The sequence below is a fragment of the Methanospirillum lacunae genome, assembly GCF_003173355.1.
Classification (GTDB): Archaea; Halobacteriota; Methanomicrobia; order Methanomicrobiales; family Methanospirillaceae; genus Methanospirillum; species Methanospirillum lacunae.
In genome coordinates this window covers 228603-244943 of sequence record NZ_QGMY01000007.1, presented here as the reverse complement: position 1 = coordinate 244943, position 16341 = coordinate 228603, and the positions used below count along the sequence as shown (strand labels likewise).

The 16341-nt window shown below is 45.8% G+C and carries 14 protein-coding genes; 6 read left to right on the top strand and 8 right to left on the bottom strand.

Features of this window, described 5'->3' with window-relative positions; genetic code table 11:
* Nucleotides 1–3 precede the first annotated feature (3 nt).
* Both pstB and pstA read right to left on the bottom strand, forming a co-directional pair.
* On the bottom strand, nt 4–765 hold the full coding sequence (gene pstB, locus DK846_RS09135) for a phosphate ABC transporter ATP-binding protein PstB (protein WP_109968633.1): 762 nt from the start codon (nt 763–765) through the stop codon (nt 4–6).
* A 2-nt stretch (nt 766–767) separates the two neighbouring features.
* Nucleotides 768–2717: a phosphate ABC transporter permease PstA gene (gene pstA / locus DK846_RS09130; protein ID WP_109968632.1), complete on the bottom strand. Its 1950-nt coding sequence runs from the start codon at nt 2715–2717 to the stop codon at nt 768–770.
* A gap of 206 nt (nt 2718–2923) precedes the next feature.
* Here pstA and DK846_RS09125 point away from each other — a divergent pair, with 206 nt between their 5' ends.
* Together DK846_RS09125 and tsaA are read left to right on the top strand one after the other, a co-directional pair.
* Complete coding sequence (locus DK846_RS09125; RefSeq protein WP_109968631.1) at nt 2924–3952, top strand: phosphate uptake regulator PhoU; 1029 nt, start codon at nt 2924–2926, stop codon at nt 3950–3952.
* A 60-nt stretch (nt 3953–4012) separates the two neighbouring features.
* A complete protein-coding gene (tsaA, locus tag DK846_RS09120) occupies nt 4013–4483 on the top strand; it encodes a tRNA (N6-threonylcarbamoyladenosine(37)-N6)-methyltransferase TrmO (RefSeq protein ID WP_109968630.1) in 471 nt (156 codons plus the stop codon).
* Between the two features lie 36 nt (nt 4484–4519).
* Here the strand turns inward: tsaA and DK846_RS09115 are convergent, their stop codons facing one another.
* The 4 genes from DK846_RS09115 to DK846_RS09100 form a co-directional block, all read right to left on the bottom strand.
* Nucleotides 4520–5134 (bottom strand): FmdE family protein, encoded by a 615-nt coding sequence (locus DK846_RS09115; protein ID WP_245926509.1) that lies wholly within the window; start codon nt 5132–5134, stop codon nt 4520–4522.
* Nucleotides 5135–5182: 48 nt separating this feature from the next.
* Nucleotides 5183–5908, bottom strand: a complete 726-nt coding sequence (locus tag DK846_RS09110; protein WP_109968628.1) for an ABC transporter permease — start codon at nt 5906–5908, stop codon at nt 5183–5185.
* Nucleotides 5905–6864 carry an ABC transporter ATP-binding protein gene (locus tag DK846_RS09105; protein ID WP_109968627.1) on the bottom strand — a complete coding sequence of 320 codons (960 nt, stop codon included), beginning with the start codon at nt 6862–6864 and terminating at the stop codon, nt 5905–5907. Before DK846_RS09105 ends, DK846_RS09110 begins: the two co-directional genes overlap by 4 nt.
* A 201-nt stretch (nt 6865–7065) precedes the next feature.
* On the bottom strand, nt 7066–7401 hold the full coding sequence (locus DK846_RS09100) for a hypothetical protein (RefSeq protein WP_146201191.1): 336 nt from the start codon (nt 7399–7401) through the stop codon (nt 7066–7068).
* A 114-nt stretch (nt 7402–7515) separates the two neighbouring features.
* Here DK846_RS09100 and DK846_RS09095 point away from each other — a divergent pair, with 114 nt between their 5' ends.
* Nucleotides 7516–8235, top strand: coding sequence for a hypothetical protein (locus DK846_RS09095; protein ID WP_146201190.1), 720 nt, complete (start codon nt 7516–7518; stop codon nt 8233–8235).
* A gap of 108 nt (nt 8236–8343) precedes the next feature.
* Complete coding sequence (locus DK846_RS09090; RefSeq protein ID WP_109968624.1) at nt 8344–9198, top strand: MBL fold metallo-hydrolase; 855 nt, start codon at nt 8344–8346, stop codon at nt 9196–9198.
* Between the two features lie 70 nt (nt 9199–9268).
* Here the strand turns inward: DK846_RS09090 and preA are convergent, their stop codons facing one another.
* Nucleotides 9269–10468: an NAD-dependent dihydropyrimidine dehydrogenase subunit PreA gene (preA, locus tag DK846_RS09085; RefSeq protein WP_109968623.1), complete on the bottom strand. Its 1200-nt coding sequence runs from the start codon at nt 10466–10468 to the stop codon at nt 9269–9271.
* Between the two features lie 347 nt (nt 10469–10815).
* Here preA and DK846_RS09075 point away from each other — a divergent pair, with 347 nt between their 5' ends.
* Nucleotides 10816–12525, top strand: coding sequence for an ATP-binding protein (locus DK846_RS09075; RefSeq protein ID WP_109968621.1), 1710 nt, complete (start codon nt 10816–10818; stop codon nt 12523–12525).
* Between the two features lie 11 nt (nt 12526–12536).
* Here the strand turns inward: DK846_RS09075 and rbr are convergent, their stop codons facing one another.
* Nucleotides 12537–13109, bottom strand: a complete 573-nt coding sequence (rbr, locus tag DK846_RS09070) for a rubrerythrin (protein ID WP_109968620.1) — start codon at nt 13107–13109, stop codon at nt 12537–12539.
* Between the two features lie 147 nt (nt 13110–13256).
* Between rbr and DK846_RS09065 the strand changes: the two genes are divergently transcribed.
* Nucleotides 13257–16067: a right-handed parallel beta-helix repeat-containing protein gene (locus DK846_RS09065; protein WP_109968619.1), complete on the top strand. Its 2811-nt coding sequence runs from the start codon at nt 13257–13259 to the stop codon at nt 16065–16067.
* The last annotated feature ends 274 nt before the right edge of the window (nt 16068–16341 follow it).

Genomic DNA, 16341 nt, shown 5'->3' with positions numbered 1-16341 from the left:
TTCTCACCCGAATCTTCCGGTAATGTAATTTTCAGTCAATTCCTTCTTTGGATTCTCAAAGATCTGTCTCGTCTCTCCGAATTCAATAAGATCACCAAGGTACATAAACGCGGTAAAATCAGAGACACGTGCAGCCTGCGACATGCTGTGGGTAACGATCACAACACAGTAATCCTTCTTGAGTTCATCAATCAGGTCTTCTATCTTTGCGGTTGCGATTGGGTCAAGAGCACTACATGGTTCGTCCATCAGAATAATCTCGGGGTTTACTGCAAGGGTGCGAGCGATACAGAGGCGTTGCTGCTGACCACCTGACAGACCTAGTGCAGAGTCATGAAGCCTAGTTTTGACCTCTTCCCAGAGGGCTGCTTTTTTCAGACTAGACTCAACGATCCGATCCAGCTCTGCCCGGTCTCTGATGCCATGAATCCTCGGTCCATAGGCAATATTTTCATAGATTGTCTTTGGGAAGGGATTGGGTTTTTGAAAGACCATCCCAATCTGCATCCTGATATCAACGGCGTCAGCGCCAGATCCGTAGATGTCCCTGCCATGGAATGTGAGTGAGCCTTCTATCCGGCAGCCCGAGACGAGATCATTCATTCGGTTAAAGCACCGGATCAACGTTGATTTTCCACACCCTGATGGTCCGATGAGAGATGTAACCTTCTGGTGGGCTATGGGCATAGAGATATTTCTCAGTGCCTGGGTCTCTCCGTACCAGAGGTTGAGATTTCTGACATTGATGATTGTATCGTCGTTCATTGTTACCACCTGACTTTCCGGTCAAAATGATTTCGTATCACGATTGCTACTCCGTATATTGCAATTACTAGGACGAGAAGAACCACAGCTGTTGCATACTGGTTATTTCGGGCTCCTGGAACCGTAGTTGCCAGGACAAAGAGATGATATGGCAGGGCCATGACAGGATCAAGGAGGGATTCTGGGAGTCTCTTTTGCATGAAGACAACAGCCGTGAACATTATAGGAGCAGTTTCTCCGGCAGCCCTGCCAATCGCCAGGATCGCTCCTGTAATAATTCCCGGCATTGCGGGTGGGAGAACCACTCTGCGAACTGTCTGCCACTTGGTAGCGCCCAGGGCATACGAACCTTCACGAAGGCTGTCAGGAACACTACGAAGAGCTTCTTCTGTAGTTCGTATTACGGTTGGAAGCACCATCAGGGCAAGAGTGACGATACCTGCAATGAGTGAGATTCCAAACCCGAGAAAGATAACAAGGAAGGTAAATCCAAAGAGTCCAAACACGATAGATGGTGTTCCATTCAGGAGGTCTGTTGCAGTCCTGATGATTTTAGTAAGTGTATTCTCCTTGGTATACTCGACCAGGTAGATTGCCGCTCCGATACCTAGTGGGAATGCGAGTGCGATTGATCCAAGGATCAGGTAAAAGGTTCCGACGATTGCAGGGAAGATTCCACCTCCACGCCCGAGGTTTGTGGGTGGCTGCGTGATAAACTCAAGGCTCACATACGGGAGCCCGTGCGAGAAGATGTCGTACAGGATGAAGATAAGGATTGCAACGACAAGCACCATCACCAGTGCAATTCCAGAAAACCAGATCTGTTGTATCTGCTGTTTTTTGCAGAACCGACAAACCAGGGCGTTGATTGCCAGTATTACCAGGACTGCAACAGCACCTTCCCAGAGTCCCACAAGGGTCAGCAGGAGCAGACATCCAATGATCACAATCCATGAGAGGTATGGGGTAATGAATGTAAGATCTACTGGTATAGATTGAAGCAGTGATTTATGGCCATTTTTTCCACCGGTCTGTGTGCGATGCAGCCATTTCATTACCTCAAGTGAAAGGAGGTTTACTATGAGTGATATTATCAGAAGGAGTACTGCAACTCCGAAGAGGGCGTGATAGTGAAGGGATCCTACAGCCACCTCTCCCATTTCGATACCCAGTGTTCCTGTCAGGGTTCTGACCGGAGAAAAGATGTTCCAGATTGGATCAGGGATGATCCCTGCATTTCCGGTTACCATGATCACTGCCATGGTCTCTCCTACTGCCCTGCCTATTCCGAGGATAATTGCAGCAGTGATTCCAGGAAGAGCAGCAGGAAGTAACACTCTTGCTATAGTCTGCCAGTGGGTTGCTCCAAGAGCAAGTGATCCTTCTTTCAAAAATCTGGGTATTGAACTCAAAGCATCCTCAGAAACACTGATGATTGTTGGAAGGGCCATGATCCCTAGGAGAATTGATCCTGCAAGGACTGACTCCCCACTTGATACATGAGCCCAGTCCTGGATCAGCCTGACAAGAATTACCAGTCCGAAGAAACCATACAACACAGAAGGAATTCCTGCAAGGAGTTCAATGGCTGGTTTCAATGTCTGTCTGAGCCTTGGGGATGCAAGTTCAGAGATAAAAATGGCTGATGCAAGTCCAAGTGGGACAGCAAAGACCATGGCACCGAAAGTGACTAGCAAGGTGCCGACGATAAGAGGCACGGTCCCGAATTTCGGGATGACGCTTGTCGGGTCCCACCGGTCTCCGGTAAGGAATGGTATTAAGCCGATCTCCATGAACGCAGGAATTGCGTCATAGAGGAGAAATCCCAGTATACAGAATATCGCTATGATGGATGAGATCGCACACAGAAACCAGAGAACTTTCACACCCTGCTCCATCGGACGATGTGTGAGACGTTCCTTGAATGTTCGTTCAGAGCCCGTTATGGTCATGATAATCGTTTCGTGCCGAGTGTTCAGAGCCCGGATTATACCAATACGGCATATCAGTCTCTGGATACTTTCTGGTCCTAGTATCTCCCCGGTTGTGTTATCATGATTCTTCCCGGAGATTCTTGTGGGGTATGGTAACTATAGAGGTCTCTGTAGTTGCCGGGGAAAGTTACTATATTCTGGGGAGTAGCATGACCCGAGCATAGATGGATATCAGAAGGGTTCAGATGACCGGAGGTTCATCATATGTGCTCACGTTGCCAAAAGAGTGGGTCACCTCCCTCAATATCAGAAAAAATGATCCGGTTGGTGTGATGATCCAGGCTGATGGTGATCTGATGATCACCGGAAATCTTTCCGGCGATCTCCCCCCCCGTTCACGTGTTGTTACCATTGATCAGGGAATGGACTCGCAGATGCTTTTCAGGATTCTGGTGGGAATCTATATTGCAGGGTACAATATCATCGAGATCAAATCAAAAGACCGTATTCAGGGGACTCTTCGGAGAACTATCAGAGCTTTTTCAGACCAGGTCATCGGGCTTGAACCTGTTGAAGAAGAGGAGACAATAATAATACTCAGGGATCTCTTCAACCCCCTTGATATGCCCCTTGACACCTCATTCAGAAGAATGTATGCAGTCACACATGGTATGCTCACCGATTCGGCTGAGGGATTAAAATCATGTAATCAGGGAAGGGTACAGGATGTAGAGTTCAGGGACCGAGATGTTGATCGTTTGTTCTGGCTGATCTCGAGACAGACAAATATGATTCTACAAAGCCCTCGCAATGCAGAGCGGATGAAGACAAACATATCTGAAGTCCTGCATTACCTGCAGACTGGAAGAATTGTGGAGCGGGTTGCTGATCACTGTGTTCTCATAGCGAGGAGCATTAACATGATAGAGCAGGAGATCCTGGCAGAAGATGTCCGTGTGGTGATTGGCAAGGCAATGGCAGAGGCCGATAAACTGTTTGAATTGAGTATTTCTGCGTTCTTTTCCCGGGATATGAAAAAGGCTAACCGTGTTCTGGGAACCACTTCTCCCCTTGAACAGATCCTTCATCAGATAAATCAGGATATTCTTGCTCTTCCCACAGACTCAGTGATGGTTGCAAGGAAGATTACAGACAGCATTCGCAGAATTGGTGAGTACTCCGGTGATATCGCAGAACGGGTGATTGATTTCGGAGTAATTCCAGATGCCAGATCTGACTCTTCTGTTTCATAATTTGAAAATCCTGTGTTATCTGGATCACATATTAATCGGTGGAATGTACATTGTTCTCTTATGATTGAGCTTACCCCAATCGGTGTCATCAGTTCACCATTCAAAGACAGTCAGCAGGCACCTAGGCAGGGACGGGAATGTGAGGGGTGCTCTACGATCACTATTTTTCCTGAATTCAGGGATGGTCTTGGAGAGATGATCGGGATATCACATATCTGGGTGCTATACTGGATGGATCGTGCGGATCGAAGCAAGTTGTTTTCCCGAAGACCTGACTGGATCGAGGATCGACCGGTCTTTACTATCCGGTCCCCTGCTCGTCCTAATCCCGTTGCCCTTTCAATTGGTCGGATTGTTGCCTTTGAGAACGGGATTATCACAGTCTCTGGTATCGAGGCGCTTGATGGATCTCCGGTAATTGACATCAAGCCATATATCCCCGGGCTTGACTGTATTCCGGGCGCTGAGTATTCGGCACTGACTCATCATGATGAAACTAGCACGAGAAACGGAGATGAAAAGTCCCCATAATATGAAAAATGTTACTAATCCCTGCACTGGGTTCAGTTATTTTTTTACGGCTGAGTGTTTCAGATAACAGGGGACGCAGATCCTCTTCCCATTGTATTCTTTTGTTTTGCCATCTGCAACCATCTCACCACAGCATCCACATGGAATAGAGGAGAATATCTTTGCTGTGGCAGGAAGATCTACGGTAACTTTCTCTACGGTTGCGACCTCTTCGGGACGTAAGGCTATGATTTTCTTCACGACTGTGTGTGTCAGGATATGATAGGCTTGATGTTCCTCTTCGCTGGCACTACCCCCAAATATCTTTGGTCTCATGCTGCTGAGTTCTGCCTGCTCCGGGATGTTAGGCTGTTTCCCAATTACTCTTACTGCTTCTCCATTTGCCCGGTTTATAAAGGTAAATACATGTTTTCCATAGTCTTTTATGATAAGATTTCCTTTGCCTGCAGTGCATCCGGTTACCACCTGGATTGCATCAATACCACAGGCATCAGTCTCTACGATCGCAACCAGTTCCTCGTCATCTGGTCGTGTGACTCCAAGTGCATTCATCGCAGCCAGCGAGATCTGGTATCCGATTGCCAGCCCTGGACAAACATGGCCATGAAATCTGACGACCTCCTCAAATGAGGGGATCGGTGATGAGGACATACACATATCTTCTCATCGGTTTCGCTACATGATCTCTTTTTCGGAGTTCTACACAGTAATCCGTCTGAACAGTACCACAGCGATTACAAGAACAAGGCACAGAGCAGCAGAAAGACCGCATATCTGTACCCATGGGAAGACTCCTGCTGCTGCTTCCCTAATCCCATCGATTGCAAAACTTAATGGATTGAGATGAGCAGGGATGCTGAGCCAAGCAGGCATCTTGTCATACGGCATAAGGGCACTTGATGTAAAAAAGAGGGGCATGCTGATCATCGAGTTGACGGCTGCATAACTGTCATGATCTCCAAGGTAGAGGGCAATAGTGCTGGCAATACATGAAAAGAGCATCCCTAGGAGAAATAGGAGAAGATAGGTCTGAAGAAGTCCGGCAGGGGAGAATGGTTTTGCCCCGAGGATGATTGCTAGTATAAGGATGATCGTAGCCTGCACGAGCCCTCTGAAGGTGACAAAGAAGATCTTACCAAGGAGAAGTGTCTCTCTCGGGGCTGGAAGAGCCAGAAACTTGTTGAAGTACCCAAGAATCTTGTCAAAAAGGATGAGGGCTCCCCCTTGCAGTGAGGTCATGTACACAGTCATGACAAGAATTCCCGGAGTGATGAACTCGAGGTAGTTGTCAGTAAACCTGATTGGAAGGGCTAGTCCGACAAAGATGAGCCAGGCAGCAGGCATCACCAGGGAGGAGATCACCGATGCTCTGCTCCGGCTCCAGCGGATCAGGTCACGCCAGAAGTAATATGCAATCTGCTTCATCGGCGTCTCCTGAGCATGGTCCTGAACTTACGCTCATCAAACCCTTCTGGCTCTTTCTGTGTAGTGATTCGCTGGAGAAATACATCATCGAGGGTTGCTGAACGGAGTGAAACGCCTCTTATGGTGTTTCCTGCCTTTTCAAGCAGTTCCCTGATCTGGGGGAGAGCTGCTACACCATCTGCTGTAGCAAAGCTCCATACCTCCCCGTCCCTTCCAATAGGAGTGAAATAATCACCAGTTATCGGGTGATATGCTCCTGAAATTCTGACCGAGATAACATCGGGAGCTGACTGGTGTTTGAGTGCTGTAGGCGTGTCTACCGCAACAAGTCTGCCATGATCGATGATCCCGACCCTGTCGCAGGCGTGATCAGCCTCATCCATGTAATGGGTGGTTACAAAGACTGTCATACCATCCCTGCGAAGCCGGGTGATATGCTCCCAGATACTCCGACGTGCAGAGACATCGAGTCCGATGGTTGGCTCATCCAGGAAAAGTACATCGGGTTCATGCACAAGAGCTTGGGCGAGTTCCAGCCTCCGTCTCATTCCTCCAGAGTACGTTTTAACCAGATCATCTGCCCGGTCAGTCAGATTCAGGATCCCCAGTACTTCATCAACCCGGTCATGAGGTCGTGGAACTCCATACATCTTAGCGAAAAACCAGACGTTCTCTCTGCCTGTGAGTTTGATATCAACTGCCATCTCCTGGGGAACATATGAGATATGCTCCCTGACTTTCATTGGTTCTGATAAACAAGAGTGACCATGAATAAATGCGGCTCCCGATGTCGGTTTCAACAGGGTTGTCAGCATCAGAACCGTTGTTGTCTTTCCTGATCCATTCGGCCCGAGCAGACCAAATATTTCAGTTCCAATAGAGAGATTTAGATCATCGACAGCACAGAGATCACCAAAGTTCCTTGATAGTCCTTCGATCTCTATTACCTGTCCCATGCGCATATATATGTGGTCTCCGTTTATCTGATACGAGGATCAGCCCTGTTTCTCTTTATACCTGTGTAATGGCGCCATCAATCCCTCTAGACAGATGCCGAAAATGAGGCCTTGAGTGTACGCACTCCATCAATGGTGGCCAGAATATGACCCTGATTTTTGAAAAAATGGAGAGTCCGGACAAGGTGAGGTGTTTTTTTATCAGGCCTTTCCCTCCCAGTTCCTGAGGTATATTCTCCCTCTGGGTGAGATTTGGTATAATCTCCTGTCAAGTGAACTGTTCTTTCCATGATCACGGGTGCAATAACCACAGGTACATCGTGAGGGCTGTTGATTATCCCCATCAGGCAAAACCTCACCAATGTACCCCTGGTTTATCATTCCCATCATGACTCCAATGAGAGTTGTGGGAGCAAGCCCGGTCTTATGAGATATATGTCTGATTGTGACTGCATCATCTGTTTCAGATATCGTCTCAAGGACCTGCCTGACCATATCCATGTACTCTGATTGGCTTGATGGATGATGAGTTTTCACCTTTCATCCATCCAAATAGGTTGGACAAAAAAATGAATCAATGTAGATTTTCTCAATTGGTTCCTGAACCGGAAAAGAGATATTTCTACCTTCCAGTACATGTATGAAGAGCTTATGAAGCAGGAACGAATCTTCGGAATACTTCTCATTCTCCTGGCTTTTGGAGTAATCATTGCCGGATGTACATCCCACAGCCAGGAGAAGCAAGCGTCTGCTCCTGCGGCAATACAAACAGGACAGACAGCCGTTCCTGGGGTTACTATATCTCATTCTTCTGAAAATAATACCAATAGTGGTTCGATTCTCCCGCCCCAATCCGGATTGGCGGGTGATCAGACTCATGTAACTGGGAATATTACCTATAATGAAGGGGGGGTAATATTTTCCTACCCTGAACGGTTCAAGCAGATCAGCAATTTATCCCTCGAAAAGATGCGGGCTGTTGCTGGACAGGGAGGGATCAATATTCTGACTATTTTAACAGCCACAGACAGTAAAGATTCAATCCAGGTAACCTGGCAGAACACAGACGCCACACTCGATGGATTATACAACGAGAAGATGACCATCTCCCATGAGGTTGCGGTCAATGGCTCGGTGAATGTTTCGGCCATGACATTTGTCCGGTTTGATGTCGAAGGGGCAAAATTTGATGACGGTACTGGTGTGATCAAGGTCACAGCCGTAAATTCAGAGAATGGAGCCGCGGTTACATACCTGTTCTGCAGACCTGGTTTGGTCTATAATATCAACTTTGTTTATGCAAATTATGAACGGGCAGAGGCTGAGGCACCTGTCAGGGATGCAATACTTTCCACGCTCAGCGTGAAGTAAGGTTCAGAAAAACCCGATAGAAGATAACTCTTTTTTCCGTGTCTCATATCCGACCATAAGGGAACTGTCATAATTCAGGTTTTTACCCGGTTTAGTCTAATATAATATATGAGAGTTGAGCGGATTGCAGACAGAGGACATCTTCTGACTTTTGATGATGAAATCTCCTTGTATCTGATCTCAGGTAAAATGTTTGATCTGCTCTGTGATACTCACCTCGGACCGGTTTCCATTGAGGAGATCAATTCCTATCTAAAGATCAAACCGGAAAACCACAGGTTGCTGATCTTTAACTCACACTCGGACTGGGATCATATCTGGGGAAATTGTGTATTTCGTGATCATATCATAATCGGTCATGAAATGTGCCGCCAGCGAATGAACGAGAGGGGTGCTTTTGATCTTATACAGAATGCGGCACAAAAGCGTGGAGACGTTGAACTCATCCCTCCAAACCTTACATTTTCTGATGAACTTACACTTGAAGATGAGGGAATAAGATTCACTTATGCTCCCGGCCATACAGTGGACTCAACAGTCTGTTATGATATGACAGACGAAGTTCTCTATTTAGGAGACCTTGTGGAAGATCCAATCCCATATCTGGATGCATATGACCTTGATCAATATATTGACACACTCACATCCCTTCTTGACCATCCGGCCAGGATTCTCATCTCCGCCCATTCAGGTCTTGTAACGAGAGATCTGATAAAGGAGAACATTGCGTATATCCGTGCAGTGAGGGATGAAACTCTGATAGATTCTGCTCACCTTGGATCATATGGTCCGGTACACCGGTGGAATTTGAATATGCGGTTAATTCACGAGGTTGTCAGGCAGGAGAAATCCGGGAGAAATAGTGAACTCGTGAAGGTCCTAATGGATGCCGGAGATCTTCACGATCAGGATCCGGTACAGCTCAAATCCCGGCTTCTGGGATTTGCAAGCAGGTTATCATAATTTCTGGTACAGGATCAGAAGGCTGAATATTAGTCTTGGCCCAGTATCTTCGGTATTTCCCCGGGCATCTTTATCCAGACCTTATCATAGGCGTGAGTGCCTTTGAGCCACATACCAGAAGACAGAGCCCACACCCGTCACATCGCGTTCTCTCAACAACCGGCCCTTTTGGTGTTAGTATGAGTGCATCATATCCGCCATCCCTGCAGGCTGTGACACACTTTCCGCACTGTAAACAGACCTGGTTCTCTGAAATGGCAGGTTCAACCCTGATTGATCTGCTGATAGTATGATGAGGTTGCATTTTTCCAAGAATGGTTCCTCTGATCTCATCTGGAGAATTAAATCCATTTTGGATCAGGTAATTTTCCATTCCTGTTTTCATCGCCCTTATTATCTCATATCCGTTCCACATCACTGCGGTGCAGATCTGCACCGCTGATGCACCGAGGAGGATATATTCAACAGCATCCTGCCATTTGCTGATTCCTCCGATTCCCATGATTGGAAGTGAAACTGCCTGTGATATGTCTGATACCATCTTTAGTCCGATTGGCTTTATTGCAGGGCCTGAGTATCCTCCTGAAGTTCCCTTTCCTCCTGTTGAGGGCAATGGTTCAAAGGAATCGATGTCTATTCCCAATATACATTGAATCGTATTAATTGCAGACACACCGTCTGCTCCACCTTCTTCTGCAGACAATGCTGATGTGCCGATATCAGTGATGTTTGGGGTAAGTTTGACAAATACCGGCACGCTGGCAACTGCTGAAACCATCTTTGTCAGTTTCCTGATTAAATCCGGGTTTTGTCCTATTGCTGCCCCGAGTCCAGCCTCCGGCATTCCATGCGGACATGAGACGTTCAGTTCAATCGCATCACAGCCAGCATCTCCAACCCTTATTGCGAGATTCTGCCATGTAGAAAAATCCGTATCCCCCATGATACTTGCAACAAGGAGATTCGCTGGAAAATCCTGTTTGAGACTTCTGATCTCATTTTCCCAATATGAAACCGTCTTTTTACTGAGCAGTTCAACATTTTCAAACCCGAAAAGTTCCCCTTTTGTTCCAGTCCATGCAGCAAACCTGGGAGAAAGATCCTGAATCTCCATCCCGTCTGGATGGATTGTTTTGATGACTGCCCCTCCCCACCCTGCCTGAAAAGCCCTTCTGATCATCTCTCCTGATGCAGTAGGTGGTCCGGAAGCCAGAATAAATGGGTTTGGAAGTGCGAGCGATCCGAGAGTTGTCTTTAGAATATCAGGCATAATGTGATCTCGTTCTCTTCTTTGTTTATCATTTTAGTTTTGTACCAGGAAGTGGCTTTATGTTTTGAATTGCAATCATGGATACACATCATCCACTTCATCTGTCTATTGGAAATGTTATGATTGATGAATTCGGTGGGATAAGGATACAATGAAAGATCCACTATTCCGGAAAGAACTCTGTTCAACGTCACCATTTTGAGTATGGGTGAGGATGGCACTATATCTGATATGAGAAGGTTGGAAATATTTCCCCTATGATGAGAATGTCTTGGAGAAACCTGAAAAGAAGAATATTATCCTTACCTGATCAAGAATTAATTACTGTTCTTATGAACGGAGGTTAAGTGGATATCGTTCCTGTCATTTCTGACCCCGCACGTCACTGGTTTGAAAATATCAGTATCCTCATAATGCTTATCCTCTTATACAATTTTATCCCTTCCCGGATCTATCGAAATAAAACGTTCTGGTTTTCTGTCTTTGTCGGGGTGATATTCTGTTTTGCTGCTGCGATGGGAATCCTTGTTCCCTGGACTGGAACAAGTCACCCCGTAATTGGGCTGAATGGAGTCCTCATTCCCCTTGCCGGATATGTTGGGGGTTTTGTATCAGCAGGCATTATCACCATTTTTTTTGTCCTTTACAGAATCCTTTCTGGTGGAGGTACGGGTAACACTCCTGACCTTGTCATTGCCATTTTTGCTGCAACTGTCGGGTGTCTTTTTTATGAACTTCGCAAACGAAAAATAATCCTCATTCCTCCGGTTTTTGAAATATTTATCTTGGCTTTATTATTCGCAGGAATCACTGTTACAACTCTCTCATTCTTTACTCATGATGGTGGAATGGATCACCCGGGATACCTCATTGGTCATGATGATACAGGCATTGTCATCTTTTTTGGACTTTTTCTCCTTGGATTTACGATTATTCAGATTGACAACAAGAGAGCAAACGAAGAGAGTCTGATTAGGTATCAGGAACATCTGGAAAGTATGGTCCAGGAGCGTACAGCGGAATTAAGCGATATTAATGCATTTACCCAGGCAACAATAGATTCAACAGCTGATGGAATTCTGGTTATCGATCCTGAAGGAAAAGTGAAAGGGTATAATCGGACAGCAAGGGAGATACTGGATATCAGGTCCCCGGATGAGACAAAAGAAGATGAACTTATGATCTCCCGTCTGATACAATACCATATGGCAAAACCTGATTCTCTGGATGAATCACTCTTCTTTGCGCTTCCTGAAGAAAATCAGGTATTCACAACTGAACTCACCTCTCGTTCAGGAAGGATTTATGATCTTTCTATAGCACCGTACAGAGTACATGGTCTAGTCAGAGGTCGTGCTCTGAATTTTCATGATATCACCGAAAAAAAGCACAATGAAGAGATACTTGTAGGAATGAATCAGAAACTTCATCTTCTGTCAGGGATCTCAAGGCATGATATATTAAATCAGATATCTGCCCTAAAATTGTACCTCTATCTTTTAAAGCAGAATCCAACAGAACAGGAAGCTCTCGAATATTATGACCGGATGAATCGGACACTACGGTTAATGCAACAGCATGCTGAATCATCGGGAGAATACGAGGATATCGGCATACATCAGCCCTCCTGGCAGAATCCGGGTGCAGCCTTTTTGAAGGTGGCGGGTTCTTTTGCAGATCAGGGGATAAAGTTTTCAGTATCTGATATTAGGTATGATATTTTGGCTGATCCCCTCCTCGAACGTGTATTTTACAATCTGATTGATAATTCTGTTAGGCATGGCGGTCAGGTTACAACCATCACTCTCTCTGAAGAATGTAAAGATGAGACCATGCACCTGATTTACCAGGATGACGGGGCAGGTATATCTTCTGATGAGAAAGACAGGATATTCAAGAAAGGATTCGGCAGAAACACCGGCTTTGGTATGTTTTTGATCCAGGAGATTCTCTCGATTACATGGATTACAATACGGGAAGATGGAATCCCTGGATCAGGAGTTCTGTTTGAGATGATCGTTCCTGCCCAGGCGTTCAGGCCATCTCTTGAAAAATAAAACGAATTTGATCAGTAGTTCTCGCACCAGAGTTCAAAGTAACTAATCGGATGTGAACAAACCGGGCATATCTGTGGTGCATTTTTATTGCTGTGCACATATCCGCAGTTCCGGCATTTCCATTTGACTTCTGACTCTCTGCTGAAAACGGTGGATTTTTCTACATCTTCGAGAAGTTTGCGGTATCGCTTTTCATGTTCGGCTTCAACCTTTGCTATCTGTCTGAATATCTCGGCAATTTGTGGAAACCCCTCTTTATCTGCAGTATCAGCGGCCCCGGGATAAAGGGTGCCCCACTCCATTTTTTCACCGTCTGCCGCAGCTTTCAGGTTTTCGGCTGTAGTCCCTATCTTTCCGGATGGGTATGATGCCGTTATCTCAGCTTCTCCACCTGGCAGTGCTTTGAAGAATAGTTTTGCATGTTCCTTCTCATTTTCTGCAGTCTCCATAAAGAATGCCGAAATCTGCTCATATCCTTCCTTCTTTGCCACACTTGCAAAGAAGGTGTATCGTGATCGTGCCTGGGATTCTCCGGCAAAGGCAGCTAATAAATTCTTCTCAGTCAGGCTTCCTTTCAGGTCCATGTGATCTGCTCCTTGATGTATACTATTTGGGAGACAGGTAAATAACCACCTCTAAAAAAGAAATTCATAAGTCCCCAGATTCGGAGCCCTGATTAATATCCTTAATATTATATATTCTAAACCCAATGTTGTGGTAGGGATGTATCAATGGGGAATGTTCTTACTTTCGGAGTATGGGGGCTCGTTTGTATCATGCTCGTCGTATCGTCCGGTGTACTGGCTGTTGCGGACGGTGGCAATCCAGATCTAAATTGGAAGGCCTTGTTTCCTGGTGCACCATTCCCGACAAGCCCGGATCAAACACTTAAATCTCAAAATATCTCGACTATCTCGGTATGTTCCTCTGGATGTAATTATTCTCATATCCAGGATGCCATCAATGCATCCAAAGATTTTGATATCATCAAGGTTGAAGGGGGAATTTACCCCGAATCTCTGACTATAAATAAGGCAGTATCAATCCAGGGGGTGAATGGAACTGTTCTTGTTGGCGATCCAGAGCAGGACTACGCCATTGTGAGCACCAGTGACCTGGTGGATGTTGCAGATCTTTCACTGGTTTCGGCAAAAAAATCCGCTATATACATAGATGGTAACTTCACGGCATTGGGGAATCTGAATATCACTGCTCATGATCCTGATAATCAAACTTCTCCGGTGATCACCGGTAATGCTGCTGTGGGGACAGTTTTGTTAAACTGCTCCATTGCATCATCTGGAGTTACAGGTATCGCGCTTACCAACACCAGTCTTGTACTTGTAAGAGGGTGCAGAATAGCACTTGCAAACAACACCGGCTATTTACGAACCGGAATAAATCTCACCCCGAATAATTACGGTTATGAGCAGAACAATCTCTATGTTGAGAATAACCAAATTGAAGGTGGAGGTATATCTGTCGGCCCTGTAAACCCGGTGGATGACCGTGTTGACAATCTTCCTATGAACGAGATAGAGATTCGGAACAACACGATTGTGAACTCCAACTCCTGGGGTATTCATGCTGGAGGATTTGAGAACCATGGAGATCAGCATATCCTCAAGAACTTCAATGTGAGCGGAAACCACATCACCGGGATCCATGGCAGTGATGGAGCACTAGCTGTCAAGAGTATTTCTGGCGGATCTGTCACCAACAACCTCGTAGATAATTTTACTGTTAATGGAGATGGAATTGAACTGAACGCTCTTCAGGGGTTCACGATAAAAAATAACACAGTCAGGGGAGGAGTGGTAAACGGAAAAGCAGGATGGGCAGGTATGGCTGTCACTCAGGTTACCAACTCAACAATCAGGAATAATTCTCTCAGTGGTGTCAGTCCATACGGGTTCTTCTATGCTCCCGGGCCTTACATGCAACCAAGCATGGTATTTGACTCCTCTAACACTGCAGACGGCCACCCTGTCCTGTACTATGAGAAGGAAGATGGAGCCATGATCAACACTTCATCTCCTGCAATGGTGATACTGATGTCTTGTAGAAATATGAGTATCAATAACACCACCATTTCGGGATCAGGTCTTGGAATCGGAGTATACCAGGGAGAGAATATTTCAGTCACATCCAACAGGATTGTTGATTCGAACACCGGAATGATGCTTGTCAGTTCAGACTCCGTAGATGTTGGCAGTAACTTAATCTCTGGTGGGTGGGTTGGGATGGGTGTTGGTGGCAACAGCAAAACGACGGTAATAAATAATTCGATATCAGGATTTGCAGACACCGGTGTTGTTGTTCACGGTGCGAGTCCTGACCGTGTGCAGATATCAAACAACACAATTACCGGAGTTTTGTCTGGAAAAAGTCATGGATTTGCCATAATGGATGCTGATGGAGCAACAGTCATGATATCCAACAATACCGTATCTGACACGACCTATGGGATGCTCTTCTCTGAAGCGGTGGGATTTCAGATCCGCAATAACCTGATCACAGGGACTGGTGTTGGATTTAACCTGAACGGTGCTCAAAACAATGTTCTCTCAGGTAATGTCATCAATAACTCGTATCAGTATTCTGAAGGTGTTTGCCTGGTGAAATCACAGAATAGCAGTGGTGGAGTCTCAAAGAATAATCTGTTTGCAAATAATTATATCAAAAGTGCAAATCCGGTGAATCTCATCTCAAGTGACACCGGTTATCAGGGTCTGCAACTTAAAAGATCCCAGTGGGGTAGCGTTCTTCCAAGATCAATTCGAAATGAAACAGGAGAACGATATCCCAATATCTGGAATACAACAAAGATCGCAGGGATAAACATTGTTAATGGCTCGTTTATTGGTGGTAATTACTATGCAACGCTGAATGGAACAGGCTGGTCTGAGACTCATCCTGATCGGGGAGATGGGTTTGTGGGTGAGCCCTATGTCTTTGATGCAAACAACACTGATTATCTGCCACTTCATATGCCGGGAATACCGACCCCTACTCCTACACCAACCCCGACAGTGACGCCGACTGTAACTCCGATTCCTCAGCCAATTACAGCCAATTTTACGGCAACGTCAAGGACCGGAACTCCCCCTCTGACTGTACAATTCACAGATTCTTCGCCTGGCTCACCGGTTGGATGGAACTGGACCTTTGGTGACGGGTCAGGCTCACATGAGCAGAACCCTGTTCATGTATACGGTGGTATCGGGCGATATACCGTGACTCTAGAGGTAAGAAATGTCCAAGGCCAGGACATTAAGAGAATTCCTTCATATATTGTCACGACATCCGGAAGGGTAACTGGTCCGAACGGGATGATCTGGATCAGTTCAGCACCACAGGGAGCAGAGGTATATGTTGACCGGGTGAAGGCAGGGGTGACCCCTCTTCAGTCACTTGGACTCCCGGCAGGTATTCATCAGATCAGGGTTTCTTCAGCAGGATATCATGACTGGATAGGATATGTTCAGATAAACTCAGGAACATTTACCTATATTCCTAAGGTTATCCTTCAGAAATCCTAATTCACTCGTGTCCTTTTTTCTGTCAATAGACTCCGGCCTTCTTTGATTATGAATTATTAGTGTTTTCATGTTTCTGATTAACAATCAATCACTCTATTGACATAGTCCTTTTTACCAAGACATGTAGTTCGTTGCTGAAGAGAAGAAAGCGTATGTAATCCGGGCCCAGATTAGTACTTGTACAATCGGCAATGCCCGGTTGTATGTAACGGTTCTATGAAATGCGGAACTCCATACCCTGAAATCCGCAATGAGAACCTACCTGAGCTGATAA